We start from the raw sequence: 21170 nt of genomic DNA, 5'->3' as shown, positions 1-21170 counted from the left end.
TCAATGTATTCTTGTTTTAATTGTTCTAACATACATACTCCCTATATTTATACTCTAACTAATATTTTAATATATAAAACCGACTAGAACCGTTTTTATAAAAATCGTATCTTTATTTAAGGATTTTTTCGTTATTATTAAACAAAAAACATAAACTTAAATACTGAAATATTATTCTTTTTTGTTTGCATTATTTATCTTTTTTATTATAATAAGATGATAAAATATTAGATCTCTATAAGGAGAAATAAAATGAAAAAACATTTGATTAAAATTTTATTAGCACCTGTTGTTTTAGGTGGTGCCCTTATTCTTGTTGCATGTAAGACTGCTAATACACAAGATAAAGAATTAAAAGATGAAAACTTAAAACACGAACAACCAAATAATAATGAAAAGAATCCTGCTCCGCAAACGCATTTACCAAATACTTCATCAGATTCTACAACAAAGAATGAGTTAGAATCTGGTGGGAAAAACGATAATGAGAATCATGATCAAACTCAACATAATCATTCAAATGCAGAAATTGATAACTCGAAAACTAACCCTATTAACCCTGATAATCCAGTTGAGTCTGAAAATAATAGTCAGCCTAAAAAAGAACCTAATACTCAAGATGCTAGCAATTCTGAATCTGAACACACTGACAACCAAAGTTCAAGTGACCAAAACCCCAATAATAATGTTATAGAACCTGATACACCATCCAACCCTCAAACCATTAAACCAGATAATTCTTCAGCAACTTTTAACCAAAAACTAAAAGCAGCACAAAATAAATTTGTTCACATTAAAAATAAAATGTTGAAATTTAACCAAAAGAAATTGCAAATGCCATACTACATGTTATTCAGTAAAAACCAATTTGGTACTAATAATGAAAATGATCAAGGCAGTTGAATTGATGACATGCAACTTTTAATTGGTCAATTAAAAGTTATTACCAAAGAAAATTATTCATCAGATAAATATAATCAACTTGTCGAAATTTTTGATCGGATAGAAAAAAGGTTTGATCAACAAGAAGAAAGTGAAAATACACCCACAGTGGTTTTTGAAAAAAAACCAAATGCGCAACAGGCTCATCAAGAATTATTAAAAGAAATTAAGTCACTACAAAAACGTAATTTTTTTACCGAGAAATATGATACTAATGAAAAAGCTATTTCTATGAAGCAGTTCTATGATGATTACAATGATTTAATATCACACCAGTATTATAAATTTCCGTATTTATCACTTGGTTCAGCTGCGACTGTTATGTTTAAAGAAAAAGATGGCAATCTATTTACTTTTTCAGCTTCTAATAACCAATTGAGCAACGAAGCAAAGCAAGCAATGATCAAGTATGTGAAAGAAGGTTTAGATTTACTCGAAAACGGCATGAGTATCTATGAAAAAGTCTTTGTATTAACTAGATATGTCGATGATCATTTAAATTATATGAACAATTCAAATGGGTTAAATGATGCATACATTCGCCATGCAGGTGTGTGTAAAGAATATGTTGAGCAAGCTGCTATTTTATATTCAATGGCTAATCTAGACTTTCGGATTATAACCGGTGAACAGCACATCTTTTTTGCCTTTAAAAACGCAAATAATAAGTGGTTCATTACCGATCCAACCCATTTAGATACGCGCCCTATTGACATTGATTACCCAATTGCGTATGAAGGTAGCGCTAAATTAATTAGTGAAATGGGTGAGATGTTTAAATGACGCCGTCATTTAACTTGGGATACATTGATCAACGGTTTAGAGCATACCAAATATCTAAATGACCTTAATGAATCGAATATGATTAGTGAACAAGAAAGTAATAGCTTGTTTAATAAACAAATTGATCCACAAAACGAATCAAATTACCATTATTACAATCGTAAATTTTACTTAGTAAAACAAAATGATATCATTAGTTTTCAGTCATCTAACAAAAATGAAACAATAAACTTTTTAGAAGATCAAATTCTTAATGAAGCATATGTTAAGCAAATTAAAGGCGTTCAATTTAAAAATCTAGTTGCTGGGTATAAAAACCATCTTTATGTCATCGGCTCTAAGGATCAACAAACACACATTTATGATATTAATCTAGATGATTATACTATCATTCAAAACAACCATCCAATATCTTTTGATGTATCGGATCTAACATACACCATTAATGAAAATGAAATTATTTTGAATTTGAATAATCAAACAAAAATAAGTCTGCCAAAACCTAATGATTACCAATTCAATGATGATATTTTTAATTTTAATAAACGTTTAAAACTAGCTTATTTAATCTTTGGTTTATATCACGACGAGTCTAATGAAAATGATGCTCATTTACTAACCAAATTAGACAACATTGAACAACTAATTGCTAACTCAAACACAAAATTAAAAGACATTAAAAAATCTTTGGATGATGTTGAAAAAACGTTACACCCAACAAACTAAATTTTTAATTATTACAAAAAAACAAAAAACGGTATAGCTGTTCTTTGTTTTTTGTTATAATTTTACCTTAAAAAACTTTATATTTTAAAACATAATATGTGTTAGTGTCTGTTTATCTTTTTTAATTAATCTAATCATTTCACTCATCTTTATATAACACAGCAAAACGGATATAAAAATAAAAAAAGATGACAACTAGTCATCTTTTTTATTTTGCAATTCTTTATTTAAACACCCTTGGATGTTTTTATATGATAAACGGTGCACACCATTTAGGACTCCGTGTTTTTCAATTGCTTGGGAGTGTTTTTTAGTAACATAACCTTTATGTTCCTTAAAGCCATAGTCTGGGTATAAGGCATGTAATGCAATCATATACTCATCTCTAATCACTTTAGCCATAATCGATGCGGCTGCGATGGAAATACTTAAATTATCACCATGTATTAAATTAATTTGTTTAATACTCGTTGAGATAGGTTCAAAATCAGTTAAAACTAAATCAATGTGCGTTTGTTCTTGAATGGCTTGCACACATCGTTGCATGCCTATTTGGCTAGCTTTTTTAGGGTTAAGTAAATCAACCTCTTGTGCACTTATAAATTCGTAATGATAAAAAAGGGCATCATTTTGGATAATCCTAAACAATTCTAAACGTTGCTCAGGTGTTAAGCGTTTGGAATCACGAATTTTAGGGTGTGTGTAATTACGCGGTAAAATGACAGCACAAACAACAAGTGGACCAGCACAACATCCACGGCCAACTTCATCCACACCTAAAATAATGGGGTTTTCAATCCAATACTTTCTTTCAAAATCCAGCATCAATAATTATTTAATTAACTCTTCAACCAATATTTGGTATTCACTGATTCATTGATTAACAATGTTAATTCCTTCAGATCATGTTTGTGGATCTAATAAATCAACATTTAATAATTTAATTGTTTCAAGTGGCGATTTTGATCCTCCACTCTTTAAAAAGGCAAATAAGTAATCAACATTTTTATGATCTTTGTAAATACGATCACCCGCTAACAAGGCGCAGATTTGGCCAATTGCGTATTTATAAACATAGAAATTACCAGCATAAAAATGCGGAATTCGTAAAGGGGTAATATTAACTAAATTATACAATGTATCTTTTTCATCGTACATGACTTTACCTGCGTACTCCTTGTTTAATTGGGCGTATGTTTGCAAAATCATATCCTCTGTAAAAGCTTCGTTATTATTGATTTTTTCATTTGCAATCCATTCAAAATTAGAAAAGATGATTTGTCGCGTAGTCGTGCTAAAAAAACCTGAAATCATTTCATCTAAGATTAATAAACGCATTTTTTTATCATCTTTGTATTTTTCTAATAAGTAGTAATTTAATAAAACTTCGTTAATCACCGAAGCGATTTCAGCATAAAAGATTTTATAATCACTAAAAATCGGTTGGTTTAAATTAGCGTACATGGAATGCATTGAGTGACCTAATTCATGAACAATTGTTTGTACACTCTCGATTGAATAGTCAAAGTTCATTAAAATATAATATTTATCAACACCACGAATACCCCCAATCGAATAAGCACCAGAGCGTTTCCCTTTGTTTGGTAGTCATGAAACTCATTGTTCATCAAATGCTCTTTGCACTGCTTGAATATACTCTTGACCTAAAACTTGCAAGGATTCCAAAGTCATCTTTTTAGCGTCCTCAACCGAGTATTCGATACGTTTATCATAAAGAGTAATTCGTTTATCTCACTCGTCTACTTGCGGTTTTTTTAATAAATGTTGTAAGTATGTATCGCGCGCTTGCTCATATGACATTACACTTGGTTTATATGTTTTTACTTGGTCATAAATAAAGGTAATTAATTCGGGATGAACCTCATCTTCGAATGTAGCCTGGTGGATGTAATCCTTATAGTTTTTAGCTTTCGCACGTTGGTTGTATGCTAAATAATTAAAGTAGAGCATTTTTGTTAAACTAGCTTTGTTTTTGACATAAGCATTGTGCAAACTAAAATAAGCTTGTTTACGTAAACATTCATCTTCAGATTTTAGATATTTAAAACAATCAGCTTCGCTGTGAATTTCGTATTTGTAATTATTTTGATCAAAAATAGGTTCGAAAACCATATCGTTATTCGTAAAAGTGCTATAAATATCATCAAATCCTGGTGTCATCCGATCCATTAAATTAAAAAGTTCAGTGCTTTTTTTATCTAATGTATGGTTTTTATAACGTCAAATTTGTTCATAACGCAAAGTATATGGCGCTAAATCTTTTTGCAAATACGAACGGATTAATTGTTCGTTATGTAAAACAATTTCATTAAAATCAGCTAGTGCATTGTGTCAGTCAAATAATAAATTACTTACTTTTTGGTTTCATTCATTAAAATAAGCATCAGCTACGTTCGTGTTTAAATGGTTATGTACATAATTATATAACCGGTTTGTTTGTTTTTCTCGTTCGTCCTCAAAATTGATTCATGTTTTAAAATCAGCTTCTGATTTTAAAAAGTTAGGGTAATGTTTTAACATTTGCGTTTTTAAGTCTAAGACTTGTTGATAAACTTCTTCTAAGGTTTTGTTTTGTAATAAATCCTCTAGATTTCATTCATAAGTTTGGTTGTTATTCATAATTGACTCCTTTTTATTTTTCGTCTGGTTTAAGAAAATTGTTTAAACAAATACTTTTGATACCATAATCGTTTTTCACAAAACGATTATCAATTTCCTTGTGTACATATTGTAATTTGGTGCACACTAACGCATCATTGTGCATTTTTAAGTTAAAAATCAACGACTCATTAAAGAGTATGCCGTTCGTTAAAATAATTTGTTTCTTTGTTGGGTTTAAATTAACACCTTTAAGTCCCCGTTTAGAAATGTTTAAATCACTAATTCGAACCATTTTGTTTCACTCATCATTAAACATTCATAAATAAGTTGTTTTTTGGGTAATTAATTCAGCAGCAACTAAATAATCATCAGTGCTTAAACCCATCATTTTCATCCCCACAGCATTTTTATTGGCTTGGTTAATTTCGTTGACCTGAAAAACTAATGCTTTAGCTTGACTTGATAAACATAAAACCTGGGCTTTTGGATCGTGCACGATTTGGGCTGCAATTAATTCATCATCATCTTGCAGTTTAATAATTTTGGTATCTTTAATCTTATTTTTTTCAAAATTATTAAATTCTTGCAAACCTAATAATTTGCCCTTATTATTCTTAGTAATTAATAAGTATTGATCTGAGAATGATAATTCTTCATAGACATGAACCGCAATAATTTTTTCATGTAAATTTCAAGTACAAAAATCATTTAAGTGCATGCCGATGTCTTTTCATTTAAAGTTATTAATTTTATTAACAGGTAAATAAATTAAACGACCGGTTGAAGTAATTAAAACTAAATGGGCGTAGTTTGATAAATATAAATGAGCTATTAAGTTGTCGTTTTCTTTTAAACCTACATCGACATAATTGTTTGTTTGAAAAGACTTCAAACTAATTGCTTTGATGTATCCGTTCACAGAAACACAAACATGTAAATCGGTTTCCTCTAGCATTTGCATTTCATCAATCTTAATATTGTAATCCTCATCCATTAATGTTGATTTACGTTTATAACCAAAAGTTCTCTTATATTCCTCGTACAAACTAATTAAATAATCGTTCATAATTTGGGGGTTTTCCAAGCGATTCATTAATAAAGTTTGTTGGGCTAATAAATTATTATACTCTTCTTGTAAAGATAATAAATCGGTTTGAGTTAAACGGTATAAACGCATCATGACAATGGCTTCGGCTTGGTTTTCACTAAAACCAAAACGATTAATTAAATTCACAGAAGCATCTGCTTTATTTTTTGAGGATCGAATTATTTTAATGATTTCATCAATCACATCCAATGCTTTAATTAAACCTAAAACAATCTCAATCCGTTTGTTAATTTTATTTAAATTAAATTGATCAACATTTGTTAATATGTCAATCGAATGTTCAATAAAAGCTTGACAATACAAGTCTAAATTAAAAACCACAGGGGCACGATTGTAAATAGCGACCATTTTTGTGTGGTATGTAATTTGTAAATTAGTTTTTTTAAATAAATAAGAAATTAAATTATTTAAATCAACATCTTTTTTGACATCAATTACGATGCAAATTCCGTGTGCATCCGACTCATCACGAACTTCAACCATTCCATAAACTTGTTGATCATAAATCATTTGGTCAATGTTTTTTATAATCTCGGCTTTGTTTGTTTCGTAAGGAATTTGGGTAATCACTAATTGATTGATTTTATTAGCATCAGTTTTCTGCTCAATGCGAGCCCGAACAATGAATTTACCAATGCCCGTGCTTAAAGCTTTTTTACACTCGTCTAATTGATAGATTAAACCACCTGTGGGAAAATCAGGAGCTGGCAGGATTTTTAATAATTGACTTTCACTAGCGTGGGGATGTTTAATTTTGTAGATTAAACAATCAAAAACCTCATTAGGATTGTGAGGAGGAATATTGGTAGTATAACCACTAGCAATCCCTGTAGCTCCGTTAATTAATAAGTTAGGGAAGAGTGTAGGCAAAACTGTTGGCTCTTGTTCAGAATCATCGAAGTTATACGCAAAGTTAACTGTTTGCTTGTCTAAGTGCTCTAGCATTAAATCAGCAACTTTAGCTAATCGGGTTTCTGTATACCGCATCGCTGCAGCATTATCTCCATCAATCGATCCTTTGTTTCCATGCATATCTAATAAGCATAAATTGTTTTTTCAATCTTGACTCATTCGTACCATAGCTTCATAAATGGAAGAATCCCCGTGAGGGTGATATTTTCCGATTACTTCCCCAACGGTTCGTGCCGATTTTTTATAAGCTTGGTTTGAAGTAATATTTAAATCGTACATTGCATATAAAATACGACGTTGTACTGGTTTTAACCCATCACGTAAATCGGGTAGGGCACGATCTTGAATGATGTATTTAGCGTATTTTTTATAACTTTCTGATACGACTAAAGAAAGGTTTTGTGTAATAATATGATTAGCCATACCTTAATTCTCCTCTATTGTAATGATATCCTCATCATTACTAAAATCAATATTTTCATCAATTCAGCGTTTTCTAATTTCAGTATCCTCACCCATTAAAACATTAATCTGTTGGTGCACAGCTAAATAATCTTCAATGCCAACTTGCCACATCACTCGATTAGCTGGATTCATCGTTGTATTATACAATTGGTCAGCATTCATTTCACCAAGCCCTTTATAACGTTGGATTTCATAGTTTTTGCATGTTTGTTTTAAACTCTTTAAATCTTTATCATCATAAGCATAATGAATTTGTTTGTTATTTTTGTTGACAAACTTATAAAGGGGCGGTTGAGCAATATAGATGTGTCCATGTTCGATTAAGGGTTTTAAATATTTATAAAAAAGGGTTAGGAGTAAGACTTGGATGTGTGAGCCGTCGACATCAGCATCTGTCATGATAATTACCTTGTGGTATTTTAGTTTTTTAATATCAAAATCTTTGTCAATTCCTGTTCCTAGCGCTCGAAAAATAGAAGCGATTTCTTCGTTTTTAATCACGTTAGTAATGTTAGATTTTAAAACATTAATAACCTTACCTCGCAACGGTAAGATTGCTTGGTATTTTTTGTTCCGACCTAATTTAGCTGAACCTCCAGCTGAATCACCCTCGACAATAAAGAGTTCGTTTAGTTCGGGATTTTTGGACTGGGCTGGTGTTAATTTACCACCCATGCCAATTTCCTTACTAATACTTTTTTGGGTTTTCTTAATATCACGAGCTTTTTTAGCTGCTAGTTTAGCCTCTTTAATATTTTGTGCATTTTGTAAAATTTGTAAAGCACAATCCGCGTGTGAATTTAGTCAAAAAACAAAATTATTGTTCAATACTTCCTGAACTACATTGACCACTTCAGGAGTTGACAACTTATTTTTTGTTTGACCTTCAAAGGCAATTAGTGACTCTGGTACCCAAACACTGATGACAGCAATTAGACCTTCTAAAAGTTCGTCTTCACTAAAACCTTTATCAGTTGTTTTTAAAATCTTTTTGTTTTTGGCATATTCATTTAAAATGCTAACCAGTGTATTTTTGAAACTAATTGCATGTACCCCACCATCCACTGTGTTAATGGCATTAGCAAAGGAATTTAAAATATATTGTGATGATTGGTTGAAACTAAAACCTAAGTCAACAATAATATTGTTTTTTTCATAATTAAAATAAATGGTTTCCCCTAAGTTTTTTGTTTTTGCACTTAGGTCATTAACAAAATCTACAACGTTGTTTGGGTAATAAAAATTAATTTTTTCTTTATGGATCTCATTAATAAAAGTAATTTTTAAACCCTTAATTAAATAAGCTTTTTGTTGTAAACGATTTTTAATTGTTTGGGGATTAAAGTTAAGATTTTTAAAAATTTTTTTATCGGGTAAAAAATGAATATTTGTCCCTTTTTGATTTGTTTCACCGACTACTTTTAATGATTGTTTTGTTTTTCCACCATCAACGAATTGAGCCTCATAAATTTGGTTATCTTTATGTACCTGGCAAGTCAAAAAGGATGAAAGCGCATTCACTACAGCCGCCCCTACACCGTGCAAACCACCAGCATTTTTATACGTTGCTTCACCAAATTTTGCACCTGCGTGCAAGTACGTAAAAATGGTCTCGATTGTTGAACGACGTGTTTTCTGATTAATACCAGTAGGAATTCCACGCCCATCATCAAAGACACTTAATGAAAAATCTTGGTGTAATGTAACCAATAAGTTCTTCCCAAAGCCATTACTGATTTCATCAATTCCGTTGTCAATAATTTCTCAAGCTAAATGGTGTAATCCATTAATATTTGTGTCCCCGATGTACATCCCAGGACGCATACGTACACCCTCAAGACCTTCTAGAACTTGGACACTTTGGTCATCGTAGATCGGTTTGTTTGACATGATTACTTACTTCGCCCAATTTGAACTCATTGGGGGTCCTTATAAAATTTGTTAGAACTATTGATCCGGTCATAATATAAACCGGCGTTAATATGATCTAATTCGTGTTGCATACATATTCCTAAAAAACCACTAAATTTTTCGTGTATCATTGTTTCACGTATCAAATCATAGGCCTTGACCTCAATTCATTCATGACGTATAACAAAACCTTCGCGATCTTTGTGAACCGATAAACAACCTTCCCCGGCGCTAAGAAAAGCTTTGTTGTCTGAAACGCTAATAATTTCTGGATTAATTAGTAAATAATGGTTCTCTTGAATATCATCATCAAAGTGAATGTAAATTACGCGCTTGTTTCAACCAACTTGGTTGGCTGCAATTGCTATACCTGCACGAATATTATATTTTTTTGCCTTATTTAAATAACATTGGTCAATATAGTGAACCATTTGTTTAAGTTTATAAATATCTTCTTTGCTAAATTCATAACCTTGCATGGGATCAAGAACGGTGCGAATAATTGGGTGTTGATCAGAAAACAATCATCCTTGCGTTGGAGCGACTTTTTTCTTTACTAAATCTTGAAATTTAATGTTATACATATGTGCCTTTCTATATCTGTTATTTGATGTAAATAATTTAATTATATATTAAGGGGGCGTAAAACATAAAGCCTTAACTATATATTTTTAGCACTATCTGCTATCATAAATGTTTTTATTGATTCATTTGAAGTTTTTTATTTGCTGCTGCTTTTAGTAAAAGAAGCTAATAACATTAATAAAATAATTTATTTACGATTTAATTATTTTACTAAAAAACCATATTTTTACTTACTTTCATATATAATTAAAATATTATAAAATATCGAAAAAAGGTTGATACTAATGAATACTAAAAATGAATCTAAAATAAAAAGTCCTAGTGATTTACGAAATTTGTATAATGAAACCAATTCTATTCGTAATCGTTTATTAAAAATTGAATATTGTGGTTGTGAAACAGATTTAAGTATTCTTGAACACCAAGAACATTTATTAAGAGAGTCAAAATCAAAAGATATTTTTGCAAATCATGATAGCCGTTATGAAAACTTTGAAACAAATATCATTACAGCAGAACACCAAACTCTAAATATCGATTTAGATGTTCAAACATGCACAAACGATACTAAACAAGTAGTTATTCAACAAGCTGAACCAATTATTAAAGAAGTTGAAAAGATCGTTTATGTTGACCGACCAGTTGAAGTTGAAAAAGTTGTGGTTAAAGAAGTTGAAAAGATTGTAGAAAAAATTGTGGAAGTGCCAAAAGATTCTGTGGCAACTGAAACGCCCAAAACCGAAGCTACACCCGTTGAACCATCAACACCTAAGAATAAACCTAAAGGTAATAGTCAACGTACTGTTAAATATCGAAAATTGAAAAACGGTGGCCTATCAGAAGCTGGATTACGAATACTTGAGTTATTAAAAGAAACTAGAGAAGACGAAGTCGAAGCAAATGAAAAATACGAAGAAGAATTACGTCGTAAAGAAAAGAAACGTGAAGAACGTCGTTTAGCTCGTTTACAAAAAGCTAAAGAAAAAAAAGAGGCAGAAGCTAAAGCTGCTGCTGAGAAACAAACTCAAAATAATTAACTTAAGTAAAGCAAAAGATCCCTTTTGCTTTTACTTTTATAGTACAAGAAGGAAGAAATTATGATAACTAAAATTAAATCGATTTATGAAAATCCATCTGTTTTTGCTGATCAAAAAATCACTCTAACAGGTTGAGTTCGCTCTAACCGTGTCTCAAAAAAATTGGGTTTTTTAGTCATTAATGATGGGTCTGATTTTTCAAATCTGCAAGTTGTTTATAAAGTGAATAACTTAGCCAATTTTGATCAAATTAAAGACGCACGTATGTGAGCAGCTGTTCAAGTAGAAGGGGAATTAAAGTTAACTCCATCTAAACAGCAAAGTTTTGAATTAGATGCACAAAGTATTGTTCTATTAAAACAAAGTGATGAAGATTTTTTAATCAACAATAATGATTTAAGTATGGAAACATTACGTACTAATGCCCACTTACGAATTCGTACCAATACTTTCCATGCCATTATGAAAATTCGTTCAACATTAGCTTTTAGCATTCACCAATTCATGCAACAAAACGATTTTAATTGAGTCGCTTCACCTTTGTTTACAGGTAATGATGCGGAAGGAGCTGGCGAAACCTTTGTGTTAAAAACCAATGATAATGAAGAATTCTTTGGTAAACCTACCTTTTTAACAGTCACAGGACAATTACAGGCTGAAGCTTATGCTCAAGCATTAACTAACGTTTATACATTTGGCCCTACATTTAGAGCAGAAAAATCACATACAAACCGACACTTAGCTGAGTTTTGAATGGTAGAACCCGAAATGGCTTTCGCTGATTTAAACCAAATGCAAATCCTAATCGAAAAACTAGTTAAGTATTGTATTCAACAAGTTCTTGAAAAAAATCCTAAAGAATTAAGTTTTTTAGCAGATAAAAACGACCCTGACCTAATTAAGCGTCTACGCAATGTTGTGCAAAGTGATTTTGTGCGTTTAGATTATCAAGAAGCTATTAAAATTCTACAAAAAGCACAAAATGATGGTTTTGTTTTTGAGAACCAAGATATTTTTTTTGGTATGGATTTAAACAGTGAGCACGAACGTTATTTATGTGAAAAATATGTTTATGGGCCAATTTTTTTACAAAATTACCCAAAAGAAATCAAGGCTTTTTACATGAAATTAAATGATGACCAAAAAACAGTTGCTGCAACCGATTTACTGATTCCAGCGATTGGTGAATTAGTGGGTGGATCTCAAAGAGAAGCGGATTATAATAAATTATTACACCGATGCCGTGAATTAAATCTTGATGTACCTAGCTTACAATGATATCTAGATTTACGCCGTTATGGTTATTATATGTCTTCTGGTTTTGGAATTGGTTTTGAGCGTTTAGTCATGTATGTTACAGGTGTAGATAATATTAAAGACACAATCCCTTTCCCACGTAGTCATGGACAAATCAACTTTTAAGGCACGTGTTAATCGTCATTTGCCAAATGCGATTACCTTTACACGCATCTTCTTAGCGTTAATTGCCATTATCTTACTGTTGATTAATATTTACAGTCCTGATCAAACCGGTTATGTTATTAGTATCCAAGAGAGCTTTGTCAGCTATATTAGTGGTTGCCAAATTGCTGCAGCAGTTATCTTTATACTAGCCTCCTCAACAGATTGATTAGATGGTTATTTAGCACGAAAATTCCATACCGTCAGTAGTTTAGGTAAAATTATTGACCCCATTGCTGATAAAATTTTAATCAATGGTGTTGGTATTTTGCTGGCTGTTAACCATAGTCTTTTAATTTATTTGTTTGTGATTAATTTGCTAAGAGATATTTTATTAGATGCGGTGCGTATCTATGCGGCCTCTAAAAAGATTATTATTCACGCAAGTATCTTTGGCAAAATTAAAACCTGTCTTTTAATTTCTGGCTTTATTTGTGTGTTTTTTACATTGGGCCACATTCAGATCCAAAATAGTCAGCACTGGTTTGTTTATGTCATGAATCTTCTTAACTTTGTCGCAGTCTTCTTTAGCATATATAGTGCTGTAGTTTATTTAATTAATTTCCAAAAAGCCAATAAACGTTCACGCATAAATTAGCTGTTAGCTAATTTATTTTTTTAAGAGAGGTGTTTATGAGTACTAATACAAGAAAAGCTATTAAATTAGTTCAAGAACAAATTATGTTTTTAAAAAACCGTTTTCAAAAATACTTTCAAGAAGACTGAAAAATGTTGCGGGTTACAGCTCCTTTGTTCGTTAAAACATCTTCGGGGTTTAATGACGAGTTAGACGGAGTGCAAAAACCTATTAGCTTCCAAGCCAAAAACATTGATTTAGATTTACAAATTGTGCATTCGTTAGCTAAATGAAAGCGTTATGCCTTAAAAGCTTATGAATTTAATGTTTATGAGGGTTTATATACTGATATGAATGCCATCCGCGCGCATGATGATGTTGACCATTTGCATAGCATTTACGTTGATCAGTGGGATTGGGAGATGCGTATTAACCCAGCTGATAGACATTTAGATTACTTATACTCAATTGTGCAACGTTTATATCGAATGTTATGACAAATCGAACAAGATGTGTGTGCTTTATACCAATTAAAAAGCCAATTACCCCAAACCTTGTTTTTTATTAGCGCACAAGAATTAGAAGATTTATATCCAATAAATACCCCACAAGAACGGGAGTATTTAATTTGTAAAAAATATAAGGCTGTTTTTATTAGCCGTATTGGATACCCTTTAAAATCACAGCAGGTTCATTCGACTCGTAGTCCTTCGTATGATGATTGAAATTTAAATGGTGACTTAGTTGTTTACCACGCCATTAATGATGAAGCTTTAGAGTTATCGTCAATGGGTATTCGTGTGGATGCATCCACTTATTGTTTACAAACAAAAAAACAAGATCAAACAACATTTGCGAACGAATACGAACGTTTATTACTAACAAACCAATTACCATACTGTATTGGCGGAGGTATTGGTCAGTCACGTTTGTGTATGTTTATTTTACAAAAACGCCACATTGGTGAAGTTCAGGTTTCAGCCTGAACTGATGAATATATAGAATTATGAAAGAAAAAAGGCGTGCACCTCTTATAAACACGCATAAGGAGAAAATATGCTACAACCAAAACTTTTAATTAATGGTGAATTTATTACCACAGATAATTTTGTTAATGTGATTAACCCCAGCAATAACCAAATCATCGCCCAAGTCCCCCAAATTAATGATCCTGAGGCGATTCACGATGTGTTTTACCAAGCTCATCAAGCTTTTCAAACCTACAGCCAAACATCTATGGAATACCGAATTAATTTACTACAGGCTTTTGCTAATGAAATTAGTGCTCACCAAAACGAATTAGCTGATTTATTAGTTTTAGAAATTGCTAAATCACCGAAGGATAGCTTGCAAGAAGTCTTGCGAACAATTGATTACATGCACGAAACAATTGCTGTTTATCAAGAAATGATCAATCATCCGCTATCATTTAGTGCTCAGGATTTAAAAACACCCAACAAAACTGCCGTTTATCATCGTGTTCCATACGGTGTTGTCCTAGCTATTTCCCCTTTTAACTACCCTTTAAATTTATTAATGACTAAATTAGCCCCAGCTTTAATCACAGGAAATACAGTGGTTTACAAACCGGCAACGCAAGGTTCATTAGTTGGTTTGAAAATTGCTGAATTAGCTCAAAAAGCCCAATACCCTAAAGGTGTTATTAACTCATTAATGACTAATGCACGTCAAAATGGGGTTTTATTAGCTTCAAACCCTTATGTTCGTGTCATGAATTTTACAGGTTCGCCAAATGTCGGACATTTATTAGCTAAACATACGAACAATGTACATTTAATCCTAGAATTAGGAGGGAAGGATCCGGCCTTAGTTTTAGATGATGCTGATTTTGATTTAGCTAGTCAGGAAATTATTAAAGGAGCCTTTTCGTATTCTGGTCAACGATGTACAGCTATTAAACGGGTGCTAGTTTCTCGTCAGAACCACGATTTATTAGTTTCTAAAATGCTTGATCAATTAAAAAAAGTTTCTGTTGGTTTACCAGCTGATAACCCCGTAGTTGGCCCTTTAATTAGTACTCAAGCTTTAGAATATAACCTAAAGTTAATTCAAGATGCACAGGATAAAAAAGCTACTTTATTAACCCCTTTAAAATACGAATTAACTAATAACCTTTTATACCCTGTGTTAATTGATGGGGTAAATGAAAAGATGCGCGTGGCATTTGAAGAACCCTTTGGTCCCATATTACCAATTCTAGTATATGATGATTATGACCAAGCAATTAAGATGATTAATGATTCTGAATTCGGGTTGCAAGCAAGTATTTTTACAAAAGATATGGCCCTAGCACAAACTTTAGCTATGCAAATTGATGCCGGAACAATTAACATTAATAAAGCGTCATCACGTGGACCTGATATCTTACCGTTTTTAGGTGTTAAAAATTCAGGTTTTGGCGTGCAAGGTGTTAAGGAAGCTTTAGTTTCTATGACCAACTTCAAAGGGATTGTTTTCAACAAATAATGGCTGGTTTTTTCAAAAAGTCTTGACGTATTTGGTTAATAGCAACTACTTCATTGGTTAGTTTAACAGCTATAACTTTTTTAGTAACAAGTTGTCAATCTAATCAGGAGGCTCAGAGTTTTATTAAAAAATACCCTTATTCGCACGCTTGATTTGCGCCACAAACTGTTTTTAAAAATCCTTTTACACAAACATGACAAGTAGCCACTCAAAAAGCTGATATAAATGTTTATGAAGATATGATTAACCAGTTCATCAATTCTCATGGTTATCATTTGCAAACAGCTGGAGAGCAAAAAAAAGATGTTAATGATATTATTGATGAGATTAATGTTTTAGAAACTAAACGACAACAAAACCAGTATACTGGAAGTGATTTATTACGTTTAGAAAAATTAAAAACTAATAAGGATTTGATTATTTATATCGGTTTAAATTTAGAACACAGACCATTAATAAATTCGGCAGAACTAAAAAGTTTTTTAACTTTATATAAAACTTACACAACTTTACTAATTACAAAACTAGATGCTGAATTAGCTCAATCAATTAAAGAGATTCAGGCACAAACAGTTCAAAAAAACCATGATCTTGATCAGCAAAGTCAATACATTCGCGATCCTAATGAACGAGCCTTATTTATTCAGAACCAAACAAACCAAAACCGTGATGTGGAAAATCTAACGATTAATAATGTTAAAAAACATTTTATGCAAATCGCTGAAATTTATAAACACCGTCTGCAGGTCTTAGAAACAAGTTATACAAAGTATTGAAAAATTTTCTAGGTTAGATTTATAATTTTAAAAAAAATTAATAATTTCTAATAATTGTGTTATAGTATAAGTATTATAAAAAGAATTTTGTAAGGATTTATGTTATTGAAACGAAATGCAAAACGCTGAATTATTTTCTGCATAACATGCTCAGTTTACTATCATTTTAGTAAATGTTTTGTTTTCCAATAAAATTTATTCATACATGTTGTTAATACCTTATAATAACCCATTTTAATAAAACAAAACATTTAGCTGCACGATTTCTTTTCACTGCCTAAATGTTTTTTTATTTTTAAAAATAGAAAGAAGGAATTATGAAAAAAAAGAAAAATTTAAAAGCTGCTTGATTGGGTTTAACACCCATACTATTGATCCCGATTATTGCAGCTAGTTGTTCAAAAGATAATAAAAATCAAGATTTACAAGGTTTTAATAAAAAAACTGCTACGGTTTATAAAATCGATGCTGTTTTAAGCCAATTAATGGATGAGCGTTCGTTAGAGGGTTTAACACCTGAAGAACAAGTTGTTTATAAAGAAGAGTTGCAAACTTTAAACCAACGTTATTTAAGTTTAGTGAATGATTTAAATGCTAATAAATTAGATGAACAAGTAGCAATGAATTTAAAAAAAGATGTTGATGCTAAAGCTACGAAAATTTTAAAGAGCAATAGCAATGAAAAATATGTGAAGGAATTAGAAGATTCTTTATATAGTTTGCGTTCAGAAATTAGTAATTTAAAAAAATCAAATGATACATATAAAAACGAAAATGAAGCTTTACAGCAAGCAAATAAAGCGTTAATTGATAAACATACTCAAGAAATTGAAGATATGAAAGCACAATTAAAAGAAGCAATTGAAAATGCTGTTGATCCGGATTTAGAACCGATTGCTAAAACTAGTACTTCAGCCAAAGGTTTCTTAAAATTACTAAGTGATTTTTTATTAAAAGATTTTTTTGGCAAGCTAAAAAAAGAATTCCCACAAACATATAAACACGATGAGACTTTAATTGCACAAATCGTCCAGAGTTTTGATGCTACAAACAAAAGCATTGCTAAATTAGCTGAAAACAAAAATAACTTAGCAGAATTTGAAAAATTAACACTTTTTACGATTAAGCGTGTTTCGTTGATTTTTCAATATGTTAAACCAGAAGAAGGTTCAATTACTTTAGATAATCCAAAGAGTGAATATTTCGATACTTTGTTTGATTGAAGAATGAAGGATTTAGCGGCCGCTATTAAAAGTGTAACTAACAAAGAAGTTAATACTTTCAAGGGTGATAATGCTGAAGAGAAAACTAAGAATAAAAATAAAATTATTGAACAATTAACTAATTTACACGACTCTTACAAAACAGCTAAAACACAAGCTGATACATTGCAAAAACAAGTTATTTATTTTTCTATTCTAGATGATGAAGAGCACTTTGAAGCTGCTCTATCTCAAGATAAACGTTCTTTCTCTTCTAAATATAACGCACAGGATGTAAAAATATCAGAGTTCCCTATTATTCAAGAAATTACCGACCAAGAATTCCTTGACCTAGTTTATCGTGAATTTCATGAAATTGCTCTAAAATTATCTAATCACATTAAACAACATGGAGACGAATATATTCGATCGGTTAAATTTCATAAGCTATATAAAAACTTTACAGATAACGTTAATAACATTATTCGTATGTTAAGAGATAAGAAATCATTAAAATACTTCAATGATTTGGTTTATAAACAAGATTTAGACAAATTCTTAAGAAAAATGAAAAACATTTATTATGAAGTACTTAAAATTGATACATCTAAAGAAATAAAAAAAGAAATGCAAGAATACAAGTCTTTTGTTGATACTCAAGTAGCTATGAATAATCCGAACAACTTCTATGGATTTTTCAAAAAAAATGTTATAGATGTGAGAAATAAACTAGATGAAAATGATAATAAACGAATTTTTATTTATCAACAATTTGCCACAAATATAGACGCTGAAATTAAAAAAATGCGTGATTGAACTCCTAAAACATTTATTGAAGCCTACGATCGTCTAATTAATTTTATGTTAATTAAATCACGTGTTGAGATGATTTTGCAAATAATTAAACTATATGATGTTACTGGTGATAATTTAAACGATAAGACATTTAAGGAGTTAGTTAAATATGATTTAAGCGAAAAATTTGACAAAAATATTAAAAATAGTGAAGCTGTCATTACTAATTTAGAAACTGAAATTAAAGACATTAATACACTAATTAATAGCATAGTTCCTGTTCCAAATAACAATGATCTAACATCTGATGCAACTTATCGAATTTTTATCGAAAAAATGGCTGATCAAATGCTGCAAATCTTAAAAACATGTGAAACTAATTTTGGGGCAGATGGCAAATGAAAATATGTTTTTGAATCTCCTAATACATTAATAAATTTATTAAACGAATTAAATCAAAAAATAATCGCCTTAAATTCATCAAAAGAATCAAAAAATTTAGAGTTGTTAAAATCTGAATTCGAAAAAATTAAAGAAGAACATCACAAAATAAAAATAGTTCTAAACGGAGACGATCATCCGTCATTTAACGGTTCGCTTAATAAAGCGATTATTGATGCATATGCAAACGAAGCTGAAACTAAAGCTGCTAAGGATTTATTTAACAAAGTTAAAACATCTTTACAAAACGTCCAAGTAACTTCGGATATTGCAACTAAAGAGAATGCAACATCTATTTTAAATCAATGAAAAACAAGTTTAGAGTCTTTAAAAACAGAAGTTGATCAATCAACACAATATGGCAAACCATTCGCTATACTTGCAGATGTGGATAATTTTACTTTAAAAACATCTTTATCAAAAATTATCGATGATTTATTAGCTAAGATTACTGCTTTATTGTCAACTGTTGACCAAAAAGAAATTAAAGATATAAAAAATTCATTAGAACAAATTGTAAATGTTTCTAAAGAAGCGCTTGCTAAATTTGGTAGTGAAACAGATGGACAAACATCTCCACTATTCAAAGAAAACCTAGAGGCTATTGAGTCTGAGAAAAATAACTTAGAAAGTTTTAAACGTCGTAAGGAAAAAAATGCAAAATTAGCTGTTTTAGTCCCTGGACAGGAATTATTTGTCCTACTGCGTTCATTCCAAAACAAGCAATTGACTGATCTAGATGCAATTATGATCCCTGAAAAATATCAGGACAAAAAATTATTGGAAATCATTCGAAACCCGTTTGAAAACCTAAAAAAATCAGAAGTAGTTAGTGGTGTATGAAGTCTAAAAGGCGATGATAAAAACTTTGATATTTCAGATCCTGAATTAGTTAATAATGAAACTGAAAAAACTCTTTACGAAAAAATGCGTAAATTAGAAGATGCATATGCAGCAAGTATTTTAAAATTAGTAAATTCTACTGATGAAACTAAAAACGCTGATTTAGCTGATTTTAAGAAAAAACGTGAAGCTTACTATAATTATCTAAACGATTTACATGATAGCAAGAAAGTTTATTTAACGAATCATCATGCTCGTTTCACTGCCGATTTATATCGACGACCAGAACCAAGTGAAGGTACAGTTGGATATACAGCATATAACTTAGTTAATGATTTTGCTACACTAGTAGCTATCGATAACATGATGACTTTCCTTAATGAACAATTTATTAATCCGAAAAAAGCGTCATAATATAGCAAATGTATTTATAAAAAAACACCAGGGTTTCCTTTGGTGTTTTTTTATACTGTTAAATATTTGATAATTCTGATTTTATAATATTTTTTACAATTATTTAGTAAATTAAAAGATTCACACGTTCAATCCTATGTAGGTTTGGCGCCAATGTTAATATTTTAAGTCCGATAAGAAAAAATAAAAAATTAAAAATGGGTGTAGATAATATAAAAGTGTAATTTCAATATTAAAATATAAATATCCAATCATAAGATCATAAAAGCGAGGGGAGTTATGCATATAAATTGAATCAAAATATACTATGACTTAATTGATCTTTGAAAAACTCGTGGCCACCTTACGGGACCGTTTAAAAGTTTAAAGTGTAGTGATTATCAAAAAAATTATCGTCTACCAAATGGGCAATGAAAATATCAAAGACATCATATTGATGAAATTAATATATCTGGACTGGTTTTAAAAGTTCGTTTTCCTGATGAGTACAAAAACAGCGAGGCGATTATTATTACTTTTGAACAACATTTATTGTTGCACTACATTATTGTTAATGCTCGTACCACTTACCCTAATAATGGTATGTTAAAACAAACAGGTGTAGATGAGTGAGATGCTATTGTCCAACTAGAATGTACGGAACATCAAGTGCCTTATTTTAGTGGTTGATATAACCATTTTTCGACCATCGAAGGTCGTAAAAAACAAAAACAATACATTAATGATTGTATGATCCCGCGTTTGAAAAAGAATTAAAATTATTTGCAACCGTAGAAAACCTGAGGAATAAGTAGTTTACTTAGCAGGTTTTTATTACATTTAGAAAAATAACGCTTTTTTTTATTATTTCTTGCTCCAATTTTAAAAAAAGAAGATTATTGAAAACAAAAATCATTTGATTAACTCTTAATAATAGGCTGTTTATTTTTTTAATATTTACGCCTTTTTTGCAAACACTTGAGAACAGAGAAGAGTAGGGGATTTAGTATCAACAATTCCGATTAGAATAAGAAATTATAGATTAGAAAGTATTGGTTATCCGATATATCAGCAAGGTGATTCTCCTATATATGGTTATAGTCT

The 21170-nt window shown here is 30.7% G+C and carries 14 protein-coding genes; 9 read left to right on the top strand and 5 right to left on the bottom strand.

Translation table 4 applies throughout. From position 1 onward, the window contains the following. Positions 1-252: 252 nt before the first annotated feature. Positions 253-2451, top strand: coding sequence for a hypothetical protein (locus OF365_RS03040; RefSeq protein ID WP_263818145.1), 2199 nt, complete (start codon positions 253-255; stop codon positions 2449-2451). Between the two features lie 195 nt (positions 2452-2646). Here the strand turns inward: OF365_RS03040 and OF365_RS03035 are convergent, their stop codons facing one another. The 5 genes from OF365_RS03035 to def are packed head-to-tail and all read right to left on the bottom strand — an operon-like array spanning position 2647 to position 10053. Further along, on the bottom strand, positions 2647-3276 hold the full coding sequence (locus OF365_RS03035) for a ribonuclease HII (protein WP_263818144.1): 630 nt from the start codon (positions 3274-3276) through the stop codon (positions 2647-2649). A gap of 6 nt (positions 3277-3282) precedes the next feature. After that, positions 3283-5091, bottom strand: a complete 1809-nt coding sequence (gene pepF, locus OF365_RS03030) for an oligoendopeptidase F (protein ID WP_263818143.1) — start codon at positions 5089-5091, stop codon at positions 3283-3285. Positions 5092-5104: 13 nt separating this feature from the next. Continuing rightward, the gene (parC, locus tag OF365_RS03025) at positions 5105-7516 is read right to left on the bottom strand and encodes a DNA topoisomerase IV subunit A (RefSeq protein ID WP_263818142.1); all 2412 of its coding nucleotides are present in this window, start codon (positions 7514-7516) and stop codon (positions 5105-5107) included. A 3-nt stretch (positions 7517-7519) separates the two neighbouring features. After that, the gene (locus OF365_RS03020; protein WP_263818141.1) at positions 7520-9448 is read right to left on the bottom strand and encodes a DNA gyrase/topoisomerase IV subunit B; all 1929 of its coding nucleotides are present in this window, start codon (positions 9446-9448) and stop codon (positions 7520-7522) included. A 2-nt stretch (positions 9449-9450) separates the two neighbouring features. Beyond that, on the bottom strand, positions 9451-10053 hold the full coding sequence (gene def, locus OF365_RS03015) for a peptide deformylase (protein ID WP_263818140.1): 603 nt from the start codon (positions 10051-10053) through the stop codon (positions 9451-9453). A gap of 285 nt (positions 10054-10338) precedes the next feature. Between def and OF365_RS03010 the strand changes: the two genes are divergently transcribed. The 8 genes from OF365_RS03010 (at position 10339) to OF365_RS02975 (ending at position 20843) form a co-directional block, all read left to right on the top strand. Next, entirely contained in the window at positions 10339-11091 is a 753-nt protein-coding gene (locus OF365_RS03010) for a hypothetical protein (RefSeq protein WP_263818139.1), read from the top strand. 60 nt (positions 11092-11151) lie between these two features. Further along, positions 11152-12513, top strand: coding sequence for an asparagine--tRNA ligase (gene asnS / locus OF365_RS03005; RefSeq protein WP_263818138.1), 1362 nt, complete (start codon positions 11152-11154; stop codon positions 12511-12513). Beyond that, positions 12494-13150 carry a CDP-diacylglycerol--glycerol-3-phosphate 3-phosphatidyltransferase gene (gene pgsA / locus OF365_RS03000; RefSeq protein ID WP_263818137.1) on the top strand — a complete coding sequence of 219 codons (657 nt, stop codon included), beginning with the start codon at positions 12494-12496 and terminating at the stop codon, positions 13148-13150. Before asnS ends, pgsA begins: the two co-directional genes overlap by 20 nt. A 35-nt stretch (positions 13151-13185) precedes the next feature. Then, positions 13186-14166 (top strand): aspartate--ammonia ligase, encoded by a 981-nt coding sequence (locus OF365_RS02995; protein ID WP_263818136.1) that lies wholly within the window; start codon positions 13186-13188, stop codon positions 14164-14166. A 19-nt stretch (positions 14167-14185) separates the two neighbouring features. Next, the gene (locus OF365_RS02990; RefSeq protein WP_263818135.1) at positions 14186-15616 is read left to right on the top strand and encodes an aldehyde dehydrogenase family protein; all 1431 of its coding nucleotides are present in this window, start codon (positions 14186-14188) and stop codon (positions 15614-15616) included. Next, positions 15616-16404, top strand: coding sequence for a hypothetical protein (locus OF365_RS02985; RefSeq protein ID WP_263818134.1), 789 nt, complete (start codon positions 15616-15618; stop codon positions 16402-16404). The genes OF365_RS02990 and OF365_RS02985 overlap by 1 nt, the downstream gene beginning before the upstream one ends. Before the next feature lie 305 nt (positions 16405-16709). Then, positions 16710-20087, top strand: a complete 3378-nt coding sequence (locus tag OF365_RS02980) for a hypothetical protein (protein ID WP_263818133.1) — start codon at positions 16710-16712, stop codon at positions 20085-20087. A gap of 279 nt (positions 20088-20366) precedes the next feature. After that, positions 20367-20843: a hypothetical protein gene (locus OF365_RS02975; protein ID WP_263818132.1), complete on the top strand. Its 477-nt coding sequence runs from the start codon at positions 20367-20369 to the stop codon at positions 20841-20843. Positions 20844-21170: the final 327 nt, after the last annotated feature.

This window comes from Ureaplasma zalophigenitalium (genome assembly GCF_025780055.1).
GTDB lineage: Bacteria > Bacillota_I > Bacilli_A > Mycoplasmatales > Mycoplasmoidaceae > Ureaplasma > Ureaplasma zalophigenitalium.
The sequence above is the reverse complement of the archived record's forward strand: the minus strand, read 5'-3'. Positions and strand labels throughout refer to the sequence as shown.